General features: G+C 70.7%; 13 protein-coding genes. 2 read left to right on the plus strand and 11 right to left on the minus strand.

The features are described from left to right. Positions 1-3: 3 nt before the first annotated feature. The 10 genes from ACZ4UB_RS30255 to folC all read right to left on the minus strand — a co-directional run bounded on the left by ACZ4UB_RS30255 (position 4) and on the right by folC (position 12,520). Positions 4-1,929 (minus strand): TIGR03960 family B12-binding radical SAM protein, encoded by a 1,926-nt coding sequence (locus tag ACZ4UB_RS30255; RefSeq protein ID WP_468075008.1) that lies wholly within the window; start codon positions 1,927-1,929, stop codon positions 4-6. 73 nt (positions 1,930-2,002) lie between these two features. Then, positions 2,003-3,544 carry a CYTH and CHAD domain-containing protein gene (locus tag ACZ4UB_RS30260; RefSeq protein ID WP_468075010.1) on the minus strand — a complete coding sequence of 514 codons (1,542 nt, stop codon included), beginning with the start codon at positions 3,542-3,544 and terminating at the stop codon, positions 2,003-2,005. Positions 3,545-3,643: 99 nt separating this feature from the next. Beyond that, positions 3,644-4,843 (minus strand): rod shape-determining protein RodA, encoded by a 1,200-nt coding sequence (gene rodA / locus ACZ4UB_RS30265; protein WP_468075012.1) that lies wholly within the window; start codon positions 4,841-4,843, stop codon positions 3,644-3,646. Further along, positions 4,843-7,020, minus strand: coding sequence for a penicillin-binding protein 2 (gene mrdA / locus ACZ4UB_RS30270; RefSeq protein ID WP_468075014.1), 2,178 nt, complete (start codon positions 7,018-7,020; stop codon positions 4,843-4,845). Before mrdA ends, rodA begins: the two co-directional genes overlap by 1 nt. Positions 7,021-7,033: 13 nt before the next feature. Then, positions 7,034-7,747, minus strand: a complete 714-nt coding sequence (gene mreD, locus ACZ4UB_RS30275; RefSeq protein ID WP_468075016.1) for a rod shape-determining protein MreD — start codon at positions 7,745-7,747, stop codon at positions 7,034-7,036. Positions 7,748-7,759: 12 nt separating this feature from the next. Continuing rightward, the gene (mreC, locus tag ACZ4UB_RS30280) at positions 7,760-8,701 is read right to left on the minus strand and encodes a rod shape-determining protein MreC (RefSeq protein WP_468075018.1); all 942 of its coding nucleotides are present in this window, start codon (positions 8,699-8,701) and stop codon (positions 7,760-7,762) included. 156 nt (positions 8,702-8,857) lie between these two features. Further along, positions 8,858-9,877, minus strand: a complete 1,020-nt coding sequence (locus ACZ4UB_RS30285; RefSeq protein ID WP_008738981.1) for a rod shape-determining protein — start codon at positions 9,875-9,877, stop codon at positions 8,858-8,860. Positions 9,878-10,172: 295 nt separating this feature from the next. Next, the gene (gene ndk / locus ACZ4UB_RS30290) at positions 10,173-10,583 is read right to left on the minus strand and encodes a nucleoside-diphosphate kinase (protein WP_354380244.1); all 411 of its coding nucleotides are present in this window, start codon (positions 10,581-10,583) and stop codon (positions 10,173-10,175) included. 64 nt (positions 10,584-10,647) lie between these two features. Then, the gene (locus ACZ4UB_RS30295) at positions 10,648-11,004 is read right to left on the minus strand and encodes a DUF4233 domain-containing protein (protein ID WP_354380245.1); all 357 of its coding nucleotides are present in this window, start codon (positions 11,002-11,004) and stop codon (positions 10,648-10,650) included. 4 nt (positions 11,005-11,008) lie between these two features. Beyond that, positions 11,009-12,520: a bifunctional tetrahydrofolate synthase/dihydrofolate synthase gene (gene folC / locus ACZ4UB_RS30300; RefSeq protein WP_468075021.1), complete on the minus strand. Its 1,512-nt coding sequence runs from the start codon at positions 12,518-12,520 to the stop codon at positions 11,009-11,011. Positions 12,521-12,637: 117 nt separating this feature from the next. Here folC and ACZ4UB_RS30305 point away from each other — a divergent pair, with 117 nt between their 5' ends. Next, positions 12,638-13,684 carry a rod shape-determining protein gene (locus tag ACZ4UB_RS30305; protein ID WP_468075023.1) on the plus strand — a complete coding sequence of 349 codons (1,047 nt, stop codon included), beginning with the start codon at positions 12,638-12,640 and terminating at the stop codon, positions 13,682-13,684. Between the two features lie 34 nt (positions 13,685-13,718). Here the strand turns inward: ACZ4UB_RS30305 and ACZ4UB_RS30310 are convergent, their stop codons facing one another. Beyond that, a complete protein-coding gene (locus ACZ4UB_RS30310; RefSeq protein WP_468075025.1) occupies positions 13,719-14,867 on the minus strand; it encodes a sensor histidine kinase in 1,149 nt (382 codons plus the stop codon). 140 nt (positions 14,868-15,007) lie between these two features. Here ACZ4UB_RS30310 and ACZ4UB_RS30315 point away from each other — a divergent pair, with 140 nt between their 5' ends. Further along, positions 15,008-15,577, plus strand: a complete 570-nt coding sequence (locus tag ACZ4UB_RS30315) for a vitamin K epoxide reductase family protein (RefSeq protein WP_354380249.1) — start codon at positions 15,008-15,010, stop codon at positions 15,575-15,577. Positions 15,578-15,604: the final 27 nt, after the last annotated feature.

Consider the following 15,604-nt stretch of genomic DNA (forward strand, 5'->3'; position numbering starts at 1 on the left):
CGGCTACTTCACGACCGACAGCGGCAGCAGCTTCTGGCCCGTGGGGCCGATCTGGATCTGGGTGTCCATCTGCGGGCAGACGCCGCAGTCGAAGCACGGGGTCCAGCGGCAGTCCTCGACCTCGGTCTCGTCGAGGGCGTCCTGCCAGTCCTCCCAGAGCCAGTCCTTGTCGAGACCGGAGTCGAGGTGGTCCCAGGGCAGGACCTCCTCGTAGGTGCGCTCGCGGGTCGTGTACCAGGCCACGTCCACGCCGTACGCGGGCAGCGTCTTCTCGGCCGCCTGCATCCAGCGGTCGTAGGAGAAGTGCTCGCGCCAGCCGTCGAAGCGGCCGCCCGATTCGTAGACGGCGCGGATGACGTCGCCGATGCGGCGGTCACCGCGGGACAGCAGGCCCTCGACCACGCCCGGCTTGCCGTCGTGGTAGCGGAAGCCGATGGAGCGGCCGTACTTCTTGTCCCCGCGGAGCTTGTCGCGCAGCTTGGTCAGGCGCGCGTCCGTCTCCTCGGCCGACAGCTGCGGGGCCCACTGGAAGGGGGTGTGCGGCTTCGGCACGAACCCGCCGATGGACACCGTGCAGCGGATGTCGTTCTGCCCGGAGACCTCGCGGCCCTTGGCGATGACGTTGACCGCCATGTCGCCGATCTGCAGGACGTCCTCGTCGGTCTCGGTCGGCAGGCCGACCATGAAGTACAGCTTCACCTGGCGCCAGCCGTTGCCGTAGGCGGTGGCGACCGTGCGGATCAGGTCCTCTTCCGAGACCATCTTGTTGATGACCTTGCGCATGCGCTCGGAGCCGCCCTCGGGGGCGAAGGTGAGGCCCGAGCGGCGACCGTTGCGGGTCAGCTCGTTGGCCAGGTCCACGTTGAACGCGTCCACGCGGGTGGACGGGAGGGACAGGCCCACCTTGTCCTCCGTGTAGCGGTCCGCCAGGCCCTTGGCGATGTCCGCGATCTCGGTGTGGTCCGCGGACGACAGCGAGAGCAGGCCGACCTCTTCGAAGCCGGTCGCCTTCAGGCCCCGCTCCACCATTTCGCCGATGCCGGTGATGCTTCGCTCCCGTACGGGACGCGTGATCATGCCGGCCTGGCAGAAACGGCAGCCGCGGGTGCAGCCGCGGAAGATCTCCACGGACATGCGCTCGTGGACGGTCTCGGCGAGCGGGACCAGGGGCTGCTTCGGGTAGGGCCACTCGTCGAGGTCCATGACCGTGTGCTTGGACACCCGGTACGGAACGCCGGAGCGGTTCGGAAGGACACGCGCGATGCGGCCGTCCGGGAGGTACTCGACGTCGTAGAAGCCCGGCACGTACACCCCGCCGGTCTTCGCCAGGCGCAGCAGGACCTCTTCGCGCCCGCCCGGACGGCCCTCGGCCTTCCAGGCGCGGATGATGTCGGTCATGTCGAGGACGGCCTGCTCGCCGTCGCCGATGACCGCGCAGTCGATGAAGTCCGCGATCGGCTCGGGGTTGAAGGCCGCGTGGCCGCCCGCGAGGACGATCGGGTCGTCGATCGTACGGTCCTTGGACTCCAGCGGGATGCCCGCCAGCTCCAGTGCCGTGAGCATGTTGGTGTAGCCCAGCTCCGTGGAGAAGGACAGGCCGAACACGTCGAAGGCGCCCACGGGACGGTGGGAGTCGACGGTGAACTGCGGCACCTTGTGCTCGCGCATCAGCGCTTCGAGGTCGGGCCACACGCTGTAGGTGCGCTCGGCGAGGACGCCCTCGCGCTCGTTGAGCACCTCGTAGAGGATCATGACGCCCTGGTTGGGCAGTCCGACCTCGTAGGCGTCCGGGTACATGAGCGCCCAGCGGACGTCACATTCGTCCCAGTTCTTGACGGTGGAGTTCAGCTCCCCGCCGACGTACTGGATCGGCTTCTGGACGTGCGGAAGCAGGGCCTCGAGCTGAGGGAAGACCGACTCGGTCATCACGCGACTTTCGTGAAGCGGGCAGGGGGCGACTCTCAAGCGTACCCCGGGGCACGGGCGGCCCCTGCCGCCTCGATCACCGGCCGGCTCGTCCCTCACCGCCCAGCGGGGACCGGAGGTCCGGGTCCGAGGCTTCGTCCCAGACGCCGGGGAGTTCGCGTTCGCGGCGCTCGGCCAGGGCCTCCTCGCGGCCGTACAGCAGCCCCCAGGTGAAGGAGGACTCCCCCGCGCCGTTCGCCTGGACGGCCAGGGCGCGCAGGGCGTCGCGGGCGACCACGCTGTCCTGGTGGTCGCCGAGCAGGCTCTGGACCGACTTCATGGCCTTGGCCAGCCGTTTCGCCGGGCCGCCGAGGGCCGGTACGAGGGCTTCCGCCGCGTAGCGGGCGCGCTTGGCGGCCTTGCGCGCGTCGTGCAGGGCCAGGTCGCGGTCCTCGCCCGGGGTGAGGGCGAGCGCCGTGCCGATCCGGCCGGAGAGGCGTTCGTAGTCGGCGAGCACCGCCTTGGGCAGGACCCGTGGGGCCGGCTTCGCGGCGGCCGGGAGCAGCGGCGGGTCCTGGAGCAGCGCGTCCAGGGCGTCGAGCAGGGCGAGGTAGCGCTTGCCGTCGAGGGTGGCGAGGGCGCGGCGCCGGGAGCCGGAGCTGCGGGAGGTGTTCCAGATCCGCAGGCGGGCGCGGACGGGGCCGAGCACCAGGGTCTGCGGGAGTTCGCCGAGACGAGTGCGCAGGCGTTCCAGGAGGACCTCCTGGTCGCGGTCGACGCCGAGCTCGCCGGCGAGCCAGCGCAGCTCCTGGCCGAGCGGGTCGGTGCGCTCGCGGTCGAGGACGCGGCGGTAGCTGCGCAGCGCGCTGCGCAGGCGGCGGGTGGCGACGCGCATCTGGTGCACGGAGTCGGGCAGTGCGCGCCGGACGGCCGGGTCCTGGGCGACGAGGGCGTCGCGCTGGGCACGCAGGTACGCGAGGACGTGGGCGCCCGCGGTGTCGTCGGCCGGGGCGGCGCCGGGGCGGGGGCCGGGCGCGGATCCGGTCTCGGCGAGGGCGCGGGCGAGTTTGGAGGGGGCGGCGGAGACGGCGAGCCCGGCCTTGCGGAAGCGTTTCTCGACGGCGTCGAGCAGGGCGGGGTCGACGTCGTCGGCGAGTTCGACCTCGACCTCGGTCCAGGTGGCGGTGGTGTCGTGGCCCTCGGCGCGCACGGCATCGGTGCTCAGCTCCGCGAGCAGCGCTCCCCCGCCGTCCAGGAGGTGGAGCACCTTGCGCGAGGACAGCAGCCGCATCTGCGGGACGAGCTCCGCGTCGCGGACCCGGGAGCGCAGCAGGGCGGTGAGGGCGCGCGGCACGCCGTCGGCGAGTCCCGCGCGCACTTCGTCGCGCACCCCGGGCGAGACGGGGAGCTTGAGGTGCCAGCCGGCGTCCTCGCCGCCGGTCCTGCGCCGCAGGGTCAGGCCGTCGGCGGCGAGCCGCTGGTCGGGGGTGTCGTAGTAGACCGCGTCGAGGTCGACGGTGCCCCGGTCCAGGACCGCGGCGATGCCGGCCGTGCCGGTCAGGTCGGGCACGCCGCGCCGTCCCGCCTTGACGCTCGTGAACTCGAATTTCCGCTCGACCTCGCGCTTGGTCTCCGCCATGCAACGAACGTAGTCCTGAACGGAAGGCGAAGTGAAGGCGAACGCCGGGGACGGCCGGGCATCGGCCACACATCCGGCCGAGACCGGCCCCTTGGCTCCCTAGGCCGACATCGGCCGTTGCACCCTGATCGACTGCAACAGTCCGATGGCCACCCACACGGCGAACATCGACGATCCTCCGTAGGAGACGAACGGCAGCGGCAGCCCGGCCACCGGCATGATGCCGAGCGTCATGCCGATGTTCTCGAAGGCCTGGAAGGCGAACCAGGCGATGATCCCGGCGGCCACGATCGTCCCGTACAGCTCGGTGGTCTCACGGGCGATCATGCAGGCCCGCCAGAGCACCACCCCGAGCAGGACCAGGATCAGCCCGGCCCCGACGAAGCCCAGCTCCTCCCCCGCCACGGTGAAGACGAAGTCGGTCTGCTGTTCCGGCACGAACTGGCCGGTGGTCTGGGAGCCGTGGAAGAGCCCCTCGCCGAACAGCCCGCCGGAGCCGATCGCGATCCGGGCCTGGTTGGTGTTGTAGCCGACGCCCGCCGGGTCCAGGGCCGGGTTCGCGAAGGCCGCGAAGCGGTTGATCTGGTACTCGTCGAGAATGCCGAGCTGCCAGATGAGTACGGCGCCCAGCGCGCCGGATCCGAGCAGCCCGAGCACCCACCGGTTGGAGGCCCCGGAGGCCAGCAGCACCCCGAGCACGATGACCAGCATGACCATGACCGAGCCGAGGTCGGGCATCAGCATGACGATGCCCATGGGCGCGGCGGCCAGGCAGAGCGCCTTGGCCACGGTGCGGTGGTCGGGGTGGTCGAGGTCCCCCGCGTCCACCCGGTGCGAGAGCAGCATCGCCATGATCAGGATGATGGTGATCTTGCAGAACTCGGAGGGCTGGAGCGAGAAGCCGCCGCCGATGACGATCCAGGCGTGCGCGCCGTTGATGGTCGCGCCGAGCGGCGTGAGCACGGCCAGGACCAGGACCAGCGAGAGCCCGTAGAGGATCGGCACCGCGCCGCGCAGGGTGCGGTGGCCGAGCCAGACCGTGCCGATCATCAGCAGCAGGCCGATGCCGGTGTTCATGGCGTGCCGGAAGAGGAAGTAGTACGGGTCCCCGTTGTTCAGCGTGGTGCGGTTGCGGGTGGCCGACCACACCAGCAGCGAGCCGATGAAGGACAGCGCCAGCGCACTGAGCAGTATCGGCCAGTCCAGCCGCCAGAGCATCGAGTCCCGGGCGGTGAGCTTGCCGATCGCGCCCCGGTCGGGGGCGTAGCGGGAGACGGAGAAGCTGTTCGGTCCGGGCATCAGTCCTGCCTCCCGGTTCCCGGGCTGCGCGGCGGGCCGGCGGCGGGCGGCGGCGCCTCCGTCGGGCTCGGGGGCACGTAGGGCTTGACCTCGGGCGCGTCGATCGAGCCGTCGGGCTGGATCGTGGGGAGGGCCTTCTCGGGGTGCGGCAGCAGGGCCTTGGAGGGGTCCTGCTTGCCGGCCATGTCGAGGCCGTAGATCGCGTTGTAGATGTTGCGCACGGCGGGACCGGAGGCACCGGAACCGGTACCGCCCTGGGAGATCGTCATCACGATCGTGTAGTCCTCGGTGTACGTGGCGAACCAGGACGTCGTCTGCTTGCCGTAGACCTCGGCGGTGCCGGTCTTGGCGTGCATCGGGATCTGCTTCTGCGGCCAGCCGCCGAAGCGCCAGGCGGCGGTGCCGCGCGTGGCGACGCCCTCCAGCGCATCGTTTATCTGCGACCGGGTCTTCTCGTCCATCGGCAGCTTGCCGTGGGCCTGCGGCTTGATCTCCTGGACGTTCTTGCCGTCGGCGCTGACGATCGCCTTGCCGATGGTGGGGTTCCACATGGTGCCGCCGTTGGAGATGGCCGCGTAGATGGTGGCCATCTGGATCGGGGTGACGAGGGTGTCGCCCTGGCCGATCGAGTAGTTGACGGAGTCACCGGCGCGCATCAGGTTGCCTTCGAGGCAGTTCTCGTAGGAGAGCAGCTCGATGTAGGTGCCGCCCTTCTTGCCGACCTTGCACCACTGGTCCTTGTTGGCCTCCCAGAACCGCTGCTTCCACTGGCGGTCGGGGACCCGGCCCTTCTCCTCGCCCGGCAGGTCGACGTGGGTCTCCGCGCCGAGGCCGAACTCGTGGGCCGTCTTGTAGAAGATGTCCGCCGGGTTCTTCACCGGCTTGAGCGCGCCGTCCTTCTGCCACTGCTGGTGGGCGAGAGCGTAGAAGACGGTGTCGCAGGAGACCTCCAGGGCCTGGCCGAGGGTGATCGAACCGTGGCCCTGGGACTCGAAGTTCTTGAAGACCTGGCCGCCGATGGAGTACGAGGCGGGGCAGGGGTAGTTGCCGTCGAAGGCGTACCCGGCGTTCACGGCGGCGGCGGTCGGGATGACCTTGAAGATGGAGCCGGGGGCGGCCTGGCCCTGGATCGCCCGGTTCATCAGCGGGACGTTGGACTCCTTGGCGGTGAGCTTGGCGTAGTCCTTGCCGGAGATCCCGCCGACCCAGACGTTGGGGTCGTAGGTCGGATTGGAGGCCATGGCCACGACGCGGCCGGTCTTGGACTCCAGGACGACGACGGCGCCCGCGTCGGCCTTGTAGTTGACGCCGGTGTTGCGGTCGTTCTGCTTGCGGGCCTCGACCATGGCCGCGTTCAGCTCGTACTCGGCGACCGCCTGGACCCGGGCGTCGATGCTGGTGACCAGATTGGCGCCGGGGACCGCGGGGTCGTTCTTGGCCTCGCCGATGACGCGGCCGAGGTTGTCGACCTCGTAGCGGGTGACGCCCGACTTGCCGCGCAGCGCCTTGTCGTAGGTGCGTTCCAGGCCGAAGCGGCCGACCTGGTCGGAGCGCAGGAAGGGCGAGTTGGTGGTCTTGGCGGACTGGATCTCGCTGTCGGTGACGGGCGAGAGGTAGCCGAGGACCTGGCCGGTGTTGGCGCCGCCGGGGGCCGGGTAGCGGCGTACGGCGGTGGGCTCGGCGGTGATGCCGGGGAAGTCCTCGGGGCGCTCGCGGATCTGCAGGGCCTGCTGGGTGGTGGCTTCGAGGGTGACCGGGATCGGCTGGTACGGGGAACCGTTCCAGCACGGCTGGGGGGTCTTGGAGTCGCAGAGGCGGACCTTGTCCATGACCTCCTGCGGCTTCATGTCCAGGACCCCGGCGAGCCGGGTCAGGACGTCCTTGCCCTTGTCCTTTATCTTCATCAGCTCGGTGCGGCTGGCGGAGACGACCAGGCGGGTCTCGTTGTCGGCGAGCGCCACCCCGCGGGCGTCGAGGACCGACCCGCGCACGGCGGGCTGGACGACCTGCTGGACGTGGTTGTTCTTGGCCTCGTCCGCGTACTCCGCGCCGTTGCGGATCTGGAGGTACCACAGCCGCCCGCCGAGGGTCAGCAGCAGCGAGAAGACGAGCACCTGGAGGATGACGAGCCGGATCTGCACCCGGGGGGTGCGGCCGGTCTCGGGAATGTTGGTCACGCGCGGTCCCCCGTCACAGCTTCTTGACGCCCTTGACGCTCTTCACGCCCTTGACCCCCTTGACGCCCTTTATGCGCACGGCCTTGTTCGCGCGGCCGCGCGCGGTCTTCATCCGCAGACCGCCGCGCTGGCTGCCGATGCGCAGGCCCGTGCCGCCCGAGAGCCAGCCGGAGGCCACGTCGGCGCCCTGCGCCGGGCCGCCGCCCGTCTCGACGGCCATCGGGTCGTTCTCCGCGCGCCGGGCCAGCGCCATCAGGAACGGCACCGTGAAGGGTGCGAGCAGCAGGTCGTAGAGGACCGCGGTGAACAGCAGTCCGGTCAGCCCGACGTGGCGGGCGGCGGTGTCGCCGACGAGGGCGCCCACGCCCGCGTAGAGCAGCGTGGAGCCGACGGCGGCGGCCACCACGGTGAGCATCGGCCCCCAGGCGGACCGGAAGCGCCCGGTGTCGGGCCGCACCAGCCCGCAGACGTACCCGGTGAGGCAGAGCACCAGGGCGTAGCGGCCGGCGGCGTGGTCGGCCGGCGGGGCCAGGTCGGTCAGCAGTCCGGCGCTGAAGCCGATCAGGGCTCCGCTGACCGGTCCGTAGACCAGGGCGAGGGCGACGACGGTGAGCAGGACCAGGTCGGGGACGGCGCCGGGCAGCTGGAGCCGCCCCAGCACGCTGACCTGGACGACGAGGGCGACCACGACCAGGGTCGTGGAGAGCAGGATGCGGTTGAAGCGCATGGCGGTCGGCTCCTACTCGTCGGCCGGCTTGACGGACCCGCTGGGGGACGGCGCGACGGTGACGGTGACGGTCGGCGTCGGCTTGGGTCCCTCGGGCTTGGGCGGCAGGACGGCGTCGCGCGGGTCCTGACGGGGCGGCATGACCACGACGCCGACGATGTCGAGGCGGGAGAAGCCGACGTAGGGGCGGACCCAGATCGTGCGGGTGAGGTCGCCGCGGGAGGGCTCGACCTTGACCACCTCGCCGATCGGGACGCCGGGCACGAAGGGCTTGTTGCCGCGCGAGCCGAAGGTGACGAGGCGGTCGCCGGGGCTGACCTTGGCCTTGCCGTTGAGCATCTGGACGGACAGGGCGCGGTCGCCCTGGCCGGTGGCGAAGCCGAGCTCGCCGGTCTTCTCCAGGCGGGTGCCCACCGTGAAGTCCGGGTCGTTGGCCAGGACGACGGTGGCGGTGTCGGGGCCGACGGTGGTGACCCGGCCGACGAGTCCGTCGCCGTTGAGGACGGTCATGTCGCGTTCGATGCCGTCCTTGCTGCCGGCGTCGATGGTCACGGTCCAGGAGAAGCCCTGGGCCGCTCCTATGGCGATGACCTCGGCGCCCTTGATGCCGTACTGGCCGGAACCGGCGCGCTTGAGCATCTCGTCCAGCTCGTGGATCCGGCTCTTGTTACGGTCGTCGCTGCCCAGCTTGGCCTTGAGCGCGGCGTTCTCGCCTTCGAGCACGGTGATGCGGTTGTGGCGCTCACCGGAGTCGCGCACCGCCCCTATGGCGTTGGCGACCGGGTCCACCGCGGTCGCCACGCCCTTCTCGACCGGGCCGAAGACCGCCGCGGCGGCCTGCCGGGCACCGTCGACCGGTGACTCCTCGCCCGCTCTGATGTCCACCGTGATCAATGCGAACGCGATGGCGATCAGCAGTACCAGGAGCAGCCGGCTCTCTCGTGTGTCCCTCACGTGCGGCGGCCGTGCCTTCCTCGTCGAAATATTTCCCTGCCTGTATATCAACGATCCGCCGTACGGGAGCGACAGCACCCGTACGGCGGATCCTTGTGTTCCGCAAGGCCGTCCGCCCCGTGGGCCCCCTGGCAGAGGGGCGCCCGGCGGGGCGGGTCAGCGGCGGGGCTGCGCGTCCAGGACCTGCTGGAGCGCCTCGAACTCCTCCACGCACTTGCCGGATCCGAGCGCGACCGAGTCGAGGGGGTCCTCGGCGATGTGGATCGGCATGCCGGTCTCGCGGCGCAGCCGCTCGTCGAGGCCGCGCAGCAGGGCGCCGCCGCCGGTGAGGACGATGCCGCGGTCCATGATGTCGCCGGACAGCTCCGGCGGGCACTTGTCCAGGGTCGTCTTGACCGCGTCGACGATGGCGTTGACGGGCTCCTCGATGGCCTTGCGCACCTCGGCCGCGGAGATGACCACGGTCTTGGGCAGGCCCGAGACGAGGTCGCGGCCGCGGATCTCGGTGTGCTCGTCCTTGTCGAGGTCGTACGCCGACCCGATGGTGATCTTGATCTGCTCGGCGGTGCGCTCGCCGAGGAGGAGCGAGTACTCCTTCTTGATGTGCTGGATGATCGCGTTGTCCAGCTCGTCACCGGCCACCCGGATGGACTGCGCCGTGACGATTCCGCCGAGCGAGATGACGGCGACCTCGGTGGTGCCGCCGCCGATGTCCACGACCATGTTGCCGGTGGCCTCGTGGACGGGCAGGCCCGAGCCGATGGCGGCGGCCATGGGCTCTTCGATGATGTGCACCTGGCGGGCGCCGGCCTGCGTGGACGCCTCGATGACGGCGCGCCGCTCCACTCCCGTGATGCCGGAGGGTACGCAGACCACGACGCGCGGACGGGCCAGGTAGCGGCGCTTGTGGATCTTGAGGATGAAGTACCGGAGCATGCGCTCGGTGATCTCGAAGTCGGCGATCACGCCGTCCTTGAGGGGGCGTACGGCGACGATGTTGCCGGGCGTGCGCCCGATCATCTTCTTCGCTTCGGAACCGACCGCCAGAATGCCACCGGTGTTCGTGTTGATGGCGACCACGGACGGCTCGTTCAGGACGATACCCCGGCCCCTCACGTACACCAGCGTGTTGGCGGTCCCGAGGTCGATCGCCATGTCACGGCCGATGAACGACATGTTGTTCCCCTTGTTCCCCATGAGGAGCGTCTGGCCTTCCAGTTGATAGCGGCTGCTGTCAGGTCGGCGAGGTGGGTGTGTGGGTGGAGGCCCCATCGTAATGCCGCAAGTACGGGCACCGCGCGACGGGACTCCGGCAATCCCGCCGGAACGGAAACCCGCCCCCTAGTGGTGACGTCACGTCCTGCGCATACGTTCCCGTGATCACCTGTTAATACCGAAGGGCGACCGAAATTAATTCGGTCGCCCCAGGTCATGAGCGCTATTCGGCTGATGTTCCGTCAGGAAAGAGTCATCAGAGGGCCGGGAAGAACAGCTTCAGCTCCCGCTCGGCGGACTCCTCGGAATCCGAGGCGTGGATCAGGTTCTCCCGGGTGATGGTGCCGAAGTCACCCCGGATGGACCCCGGCGCCGCGGCGATCGGGTCAGTGGGTCCGGCCAGCTGGCGGACACCCTCGATCACGCGTTCCCCTTCGACCACCAGGGCGACGATCGGACCGGAGGACATGAAGCCCATGAGGGGCTCGTAGAAGGGCTTGCCCTTGTGCTCCCCGTAGTGCGCCTCCAGGGTCTCCTGGTCCAGCGTCCGCAGCTCCAGCGCGGGGATGGTCCAGCCGGCCTTGCGCTCGATCCGGCCGATGACCTCGCCGATCAGACCACGACGGACGGCGTCGGGCTTGAGCAGGACGAGAGTGCGCTGGGTCATGTTCTAACTCCTTGCGGCATACGGGTGCGGTGCGTCGAGGCTACAGGGGCCGTACGGGCCCCCGTCACGCAGCGTCAGGAGCGGCCGCCTCCGCCTGCGCGGCCCAGCGGGCCTTGATGACGTCGATCTTGCGCCCGTAGTGCACGGAACACCACCACAGGCCCGCGAACACCGCACCGAGGATGAACATCGTCGGAACGACGAACCCGCTCAGGACCAGCCCGATCTGCAGCGCCCACCCGATCTGGACGGCGCCGGGACGCGAGAGCATCCCGCACAGCAGCACCGACAGCAGCATGGTGACCCCGCAGACCGTCCAGACCGTGGCCTGCGTCAGGTCCGGGTTCTTCATCGCGACCAGACCGGCGAAGCCGATCACGAAGAACTCGCCGATCAGCGTGCTGGCACAGAGCGTGCGCATGTCCTCAGCCCCTCTTGAGCAGCAGGCGTGCCTCGCCCACCGTGATGACGGAACCGGTCACCAGGACGCCGGCCCCTCCGAATTCGGCCTCTTCCTCCGCCAGGGTGATGGCCGCCTCCAGCGCATCGTCCAAACGGGGCTCCACCTGCACCCGCTCGGCGCCGAAGACCTCCACGGCGACGGCGGCCAGCTCGTCCGCGCCCATCGCCCGGTGGCTGGTGTTCTCGGTCACCACGACCTCGGCGAAGATCGGCTCGAAGGCCTCCAGGACGCCCCTGACGTCCTTGCCCTCGCTCGCGGCGACCACACCGATGAGCCGGCTGAAGCCGAAGGACTCGGTGACCGCCTCGGCCGTGGCCAGGGCGCCCGCCGGGTTGTGCGCGGCGTCCAGCACCACCGTGGGGCTGCGCCGGACGACCTCCATCCGGCCCGGGGAGGACACGGAGGCGAAGGCCTTGCGCACGGTGTCCACGTCCAGCGGACGCGCGTGCTCGGCGCCGATCCCGAAGAACGCCTCGACGGCCGCCAGGGCCACCGCCGCGTTGTGGGCCATGTGGGCGCCGTACAGCGGCAGGAAGAGGTCCTCGTACTCGCCGCCCAGCCCGCGCAGGGTCAGGTGCTGACCGCCGACCGCGACCTCGCGGGAGACCACGCCGAACTCCATGCCCTCGCGGGCCACGGTCGCGTCCACCTCCACGGCCTTCTTCAGCAGCACCTGCGCCGCGTCCACCGGCTGCTGCGCGAGGATCACGGCGGCGCCCTGCTTGATGATCCCGCCCTTCTCCTGCGCGATCTCGCCGGGAGTGGAGCCGAGCCGGTCCGTGTGGTCCAGGCTGATCGGGGTGATCACCGCGACCGAGCCGTCGATCACGTTGGTGGCGTCCCAGCTGCCGCCCATGCCGACCTCGACCACGGCCGCGTCGACGGGGGCGTCCGCGAAGGCCGCGTAGGCCATCCCGGTGAGCACCTCGAAGAAGGACAGCCGGTACTCCTCGGCCGCGTCGACCATCTCCACGTACGGCTTGATGTCGTGGTAGGTCTCCACGAACCGCTCGTGGCCGATCGGCAGCCCGTCGAGGCTGATCCGCTCGGTGATCGACTGCACGTGGGGGCTGGTGTAGCGCCCGGTGCGCAGCTCGAAGGCGACCAGCAGGGCCTCGATCATGCGGGCGGTGCTGGTCTTGCCGTTGGTGCCGGTGACGTGGATGGAGGGGTACGCGCGCTGCGGCGACCCCAGGACGTCCATCAGCGCTGCGATGCGCGTGACGGACGGCTCCAGCTTGGTCTCCCCCCAGCGGCCGGCGAGCTCCTGCTCCACCTCGCGCAGGGCCCGCTCCACCTCCGGGTCCTCGGGGCGGGAGGGGGCCTGGTCGCCCTGCGGCGCCCCGCCATGGGCGCGCAGGGTGCGGCTGCCGGCCTCGATCACCGCCAGGTCGGGGTCGCGGTCGGTCTCTTCGGCCACGATCTGGTCGAACTCGTCGGGCCGGTCGTCGCTCTCGGGCTGCTGCTCACTCACGGGCCCCAGTCTACGGACGGGGAGCGGAAGGACTTTCGGCCCGGGCGTTTCGGGACCTTGGGCGCAAAGGGCGATCAGATCGTTATGCGAGTCTTGCGGCAGGAGATTGGGGAACAAATGCCGCAGGCCAGCAGCAATAAGACAGGATCCAGCCGCGACATAGGAATAGATCTGGGGACCGCGAACACCCTCGTCTACGCACGGGGGCACGGCATCGTGCTCAATGAGCCGTCCGTGGTGGCGGTCCGGGCGGGGACCACGACGGCCGTGGCCGTCGGTACGGAAGCCAAGGAGACCATCGGCCGCACCCCCGGCTCCATCACCGCGATCCGCCCGCTCCAGGGCGGCGTGATCTGCGACTACGAGGCCGCGGAGGAGATGATCCGGCACTTCGTGCGCAAGGCCGTGCCGGGCCGCAGGCCGCGCACCCGCATGGTGGTCTGCGTACCGTCCGGGGTCACCCCGGTCGAGCGGCGGGCCATCGTCCACGCCTCGACCCGGGCGGGGGCCAAGGCCGTCCACCTGATCGAGGAACCGATGGCGGCGGCGATCGGCGCCGGGCTGCCGGTCTCGGAGCCGCGCGGCTCGATGGTGGTGGACATCGGCGGGGGCACCACCGAGGTCGCCGTGATCTCGCTGGGCGGGATCGTCACCTCGCAGTCGCTGCGGGTCGGCGGGGACCGGCTCGACGCGGCGATCATCGACTACGTGCGCAAGGAGCACTCGCTGCTCATCGGCGAGCGGACCGCCGAGGACATCAAGTGCGCCATCGGCTCGGCCTGGCCCGTCCCGGGCCGCCCGGAGCTGGAGGAGCGCACCTTCACCGTGCGCGGCCGCGAGAAGGTCGCGGGGATGCCCAAGACCCTGGAGCTGACGGCCTACGACGTCCGCTCGGCCCTCGACGAGCCCGTCGAGGCGATCATCGCGGCGGTGCGCACCACCCTGGAGGAGTGCCCGCCCGAGCTGTCCGGTGACGTGATGGAGTACGGGATCGTGCTCACCGGCGGCGGCGCGCTGCTGCCGGGGCTGGAGCTGCGCCTCGCCTCGGCGACCGGCATTCCGGTCTTCGTCGCGGAGAACCCGCTGGACTGCGTGGCCCTGGGCTCCGGCAAGTGCGTGGAGGACATGGACACGCTCAACTCGCTGCTGTCCCCGGCGAAGTAGCGGCGCGGGATCGAGCGCCCGCGCGCGGGCGGCGTCAGCCGCGCGGCAGGGTGGCCACGACGAGGTAGGTGTCGTCCGTGCGCGTCGTGGTCAGGGTGCCGCCCAGGCTGCGGACGCGCTCGGCCATGCTCGCCGTGCCCGAACCGGCCGAGACGGGGGCGCGCACCGGGCCGCGCACCGGCAGGCCGTTGCTGACCGCGATCCGCAGCCGCGGGCCGTCGACCCCGATGGACACCTCGATCGTCTCGCCGCGCGCGTGCTTGGCGGCGTTCGTCAGGCACTCCTGGACCACCCGGTACACGGCGGCCTGGCGCAGCGGCGAGAGGGAGCGCGCCTGCGGGTCCATGACGAGCCGGACGGGTGATCCGGCCCGGCCGCTCTCGTCGGCGAGCTCGGGCAGCCCGTCCACGCCCGGGGTGGAGGCCCGTTCGCCGCGCTGCACGATGATCTCGTTGAGCACGAGGTGGGCCCGGCGCGCGGTGTCGGCCAGCTCCTCGAAGTCCTTCGCGTACGCCGACTCGCGCGTGCGCATCGAGAGCACCTCGGAGCGCACCGTCAGCAGGGTCAGCTCGCGCCCGACGAAGTCGTGCACGTCCCGCGCGACCGAGCGGCGCTCCTGCTCCACGGCCTGGTAGACGGCCGCCTCGCCGCGCCGGACGGCCAGCTCGCGCACCAGGTCGTGCCGGTAGGCGGCGATGCCGACGGCGGCGGCCAGCACGCCGATGGGGATGACCAGGCTGAGGAAGCCGCTCAGCGTGCTCGCCCGGTCCTCGGGCCACCCCGGCAGGTTGAAGAGGGCGAAGGCGAAGAGGACGTAGCCGGCGGTGGCGAGGATCCCGGACCGCCGCCCGCGGTAGCGACCGACCGAGTAGAGCGCGAACTGGATCAGGGTCAGCTCGTGCAGCCAGCCGATGAAGAGCAGCGCGGTGAGGTACGCGAGCCACGGCGCCCGGCGCCGCGCCAGCAAGGTGGCGGCCCCCAGGGTGAGCACCACGGCGGCCTGCGGGGTGTTGAGCGAGTTGTCCTCGGAGGCCAGTCCGGGCAGGTCGAGCGCCATCAGGGCGAGGCAGCCGAGGGCGGTGAGGACGTCGAGCGCGCGGGGCGAGCCGGCCCAGCTCTCGGGGAGTCGCCGGCCCGTGACCAGGACCCATTGGAGCGCCGAGGCGACGGGCTTGACGTGCATGCCCTCCATCATCCGTGCTCGGCGAGGACGATCGAATCTTCCGGGCGTCCGGAAAAGGTGATATGCCACACTCCGTCTGGATGTGGATCAGGGTCGGACGGCCCTGCCCCGGCCCGGCCCGCCTTCGTAACCTCGAAAAGATGACCCCCGAGTACTCACCGGTCGGCGCCCGGCGGCGCGGCCTCCCCTTCCTGATGCTGATCGGCGGCGTGATCGGCACGCTCTCCTCCTGCGTGCTGACCTACGACCGCATCCGCACCCTGGAGGACCCGCTCTTCAGCCCCGGCTGCAACATGAACGCGGTCCTGAGCTGCGGCGACGTGATGACCACCTGGCAGGGCAACCTGCTGGGCTTCCCCAACATGATCCTGGGCATCGCGGGCTTCGCGGCGCTGGCCGCGCTGGGCCTGGCGCTGGTCGCCGGGGCGGTCTTCCCGCGCTGGCTGTGGCGGTGGGTGTGGGTCGGGGTCGCGGCGGGCTTCGTCTTCACGGTGTGGCTGATCGGCCAGTGCCTGTTCGTGATCGGCGCCCTGTGCCCCTGGTGCATGGTCGTGTGGGCGGTCATGATCCCGCTGTTCTGGTACGTCACGCGGCACCTGGCCCGGCCCGGGTCCCCGCTGCGGGCCCTGCCGCACTGGCTCGTGCCGACGTTCCTCTACGTCCTGGTGCTGACGCTCATCCTGTCCGTATTCGGTGTTCGAATCTTCTGACTCTTTACCTAGGATCGGTTCCCTGCG

The sequence above is a fragment of the Streptomyces sp. NPDC028419 genome (assembly GCF_055565515.1).

Excerpts from the sequence above, each read along its gene's own strand:
- ndk (WP_354380244.1), bottom strand. The coding sequence starts at position 10,583 with ATGACCCAGCGCACTCTCGTCCTGCTCAAGCCCGACGCCGTCCGTCGT.
- ACZ4UB_RS30310 (WP_468075025.1), bottom strand. The coding sequence starts at position 14,867 with ATGCACGTCAAGCCCGTCGCCTCGGCGCTCCAATGGGTCCTGGTCACG.
- ACZ4UB_RS30315 (WP_354380249.1), top strand. The coding sequence starts at position 15,008 with ATGACCCCCGAGTACTCACCGGTCGGCGCCCGGCGGCGCGGCCTCCCC.
- rodA (WP_468075012.1), bottom strand. The coding sequence starts at position 4,843 with ATGCCCGGACCGAACAGCTTCTCCGTCTCCCGCTACGCCCCCGACCGG.
- mreD (WP_468075016.1), bottom strand. The coding sequence starts at position 7,747 with ATGCGCTTCAACCGCATCCTGCTCTCCACGACCCTGGTCGTGGTCGCC.
- ACZ4UB_RS30260 (WP_468075010.1), bottom strand. The coding sequence starts at position 3,544 with ATGGCGGAGACCAAGCGCGAGGTCGAGCGGAAATTCGAGTTCACGAGC.
- ACZ4UB_RS30295 (WP_354380245.1), bottom strand. The coding sequence starts at position 11,004 with ATGCGCACGCTCTGTGCCAGCACGCTGATCGGCGAGTTCTTCGTGATC.
- ACZ4UB_RS30285 (WP_008738981.1), bottom strand. The coding sequence starts at position 9,877 with ATGTCGTTCATCGGCCGTGACATGGCGATCGACCTCGGGACCGCCAAC.
- ACZ4UB_RS30305 (WP_468075023.1), top strand. The coding sequence starts at position 12,638 with ATGCCGCAGGCCAGCAGCAATAAGACAGGATCCAGCCGCGACATAGGA.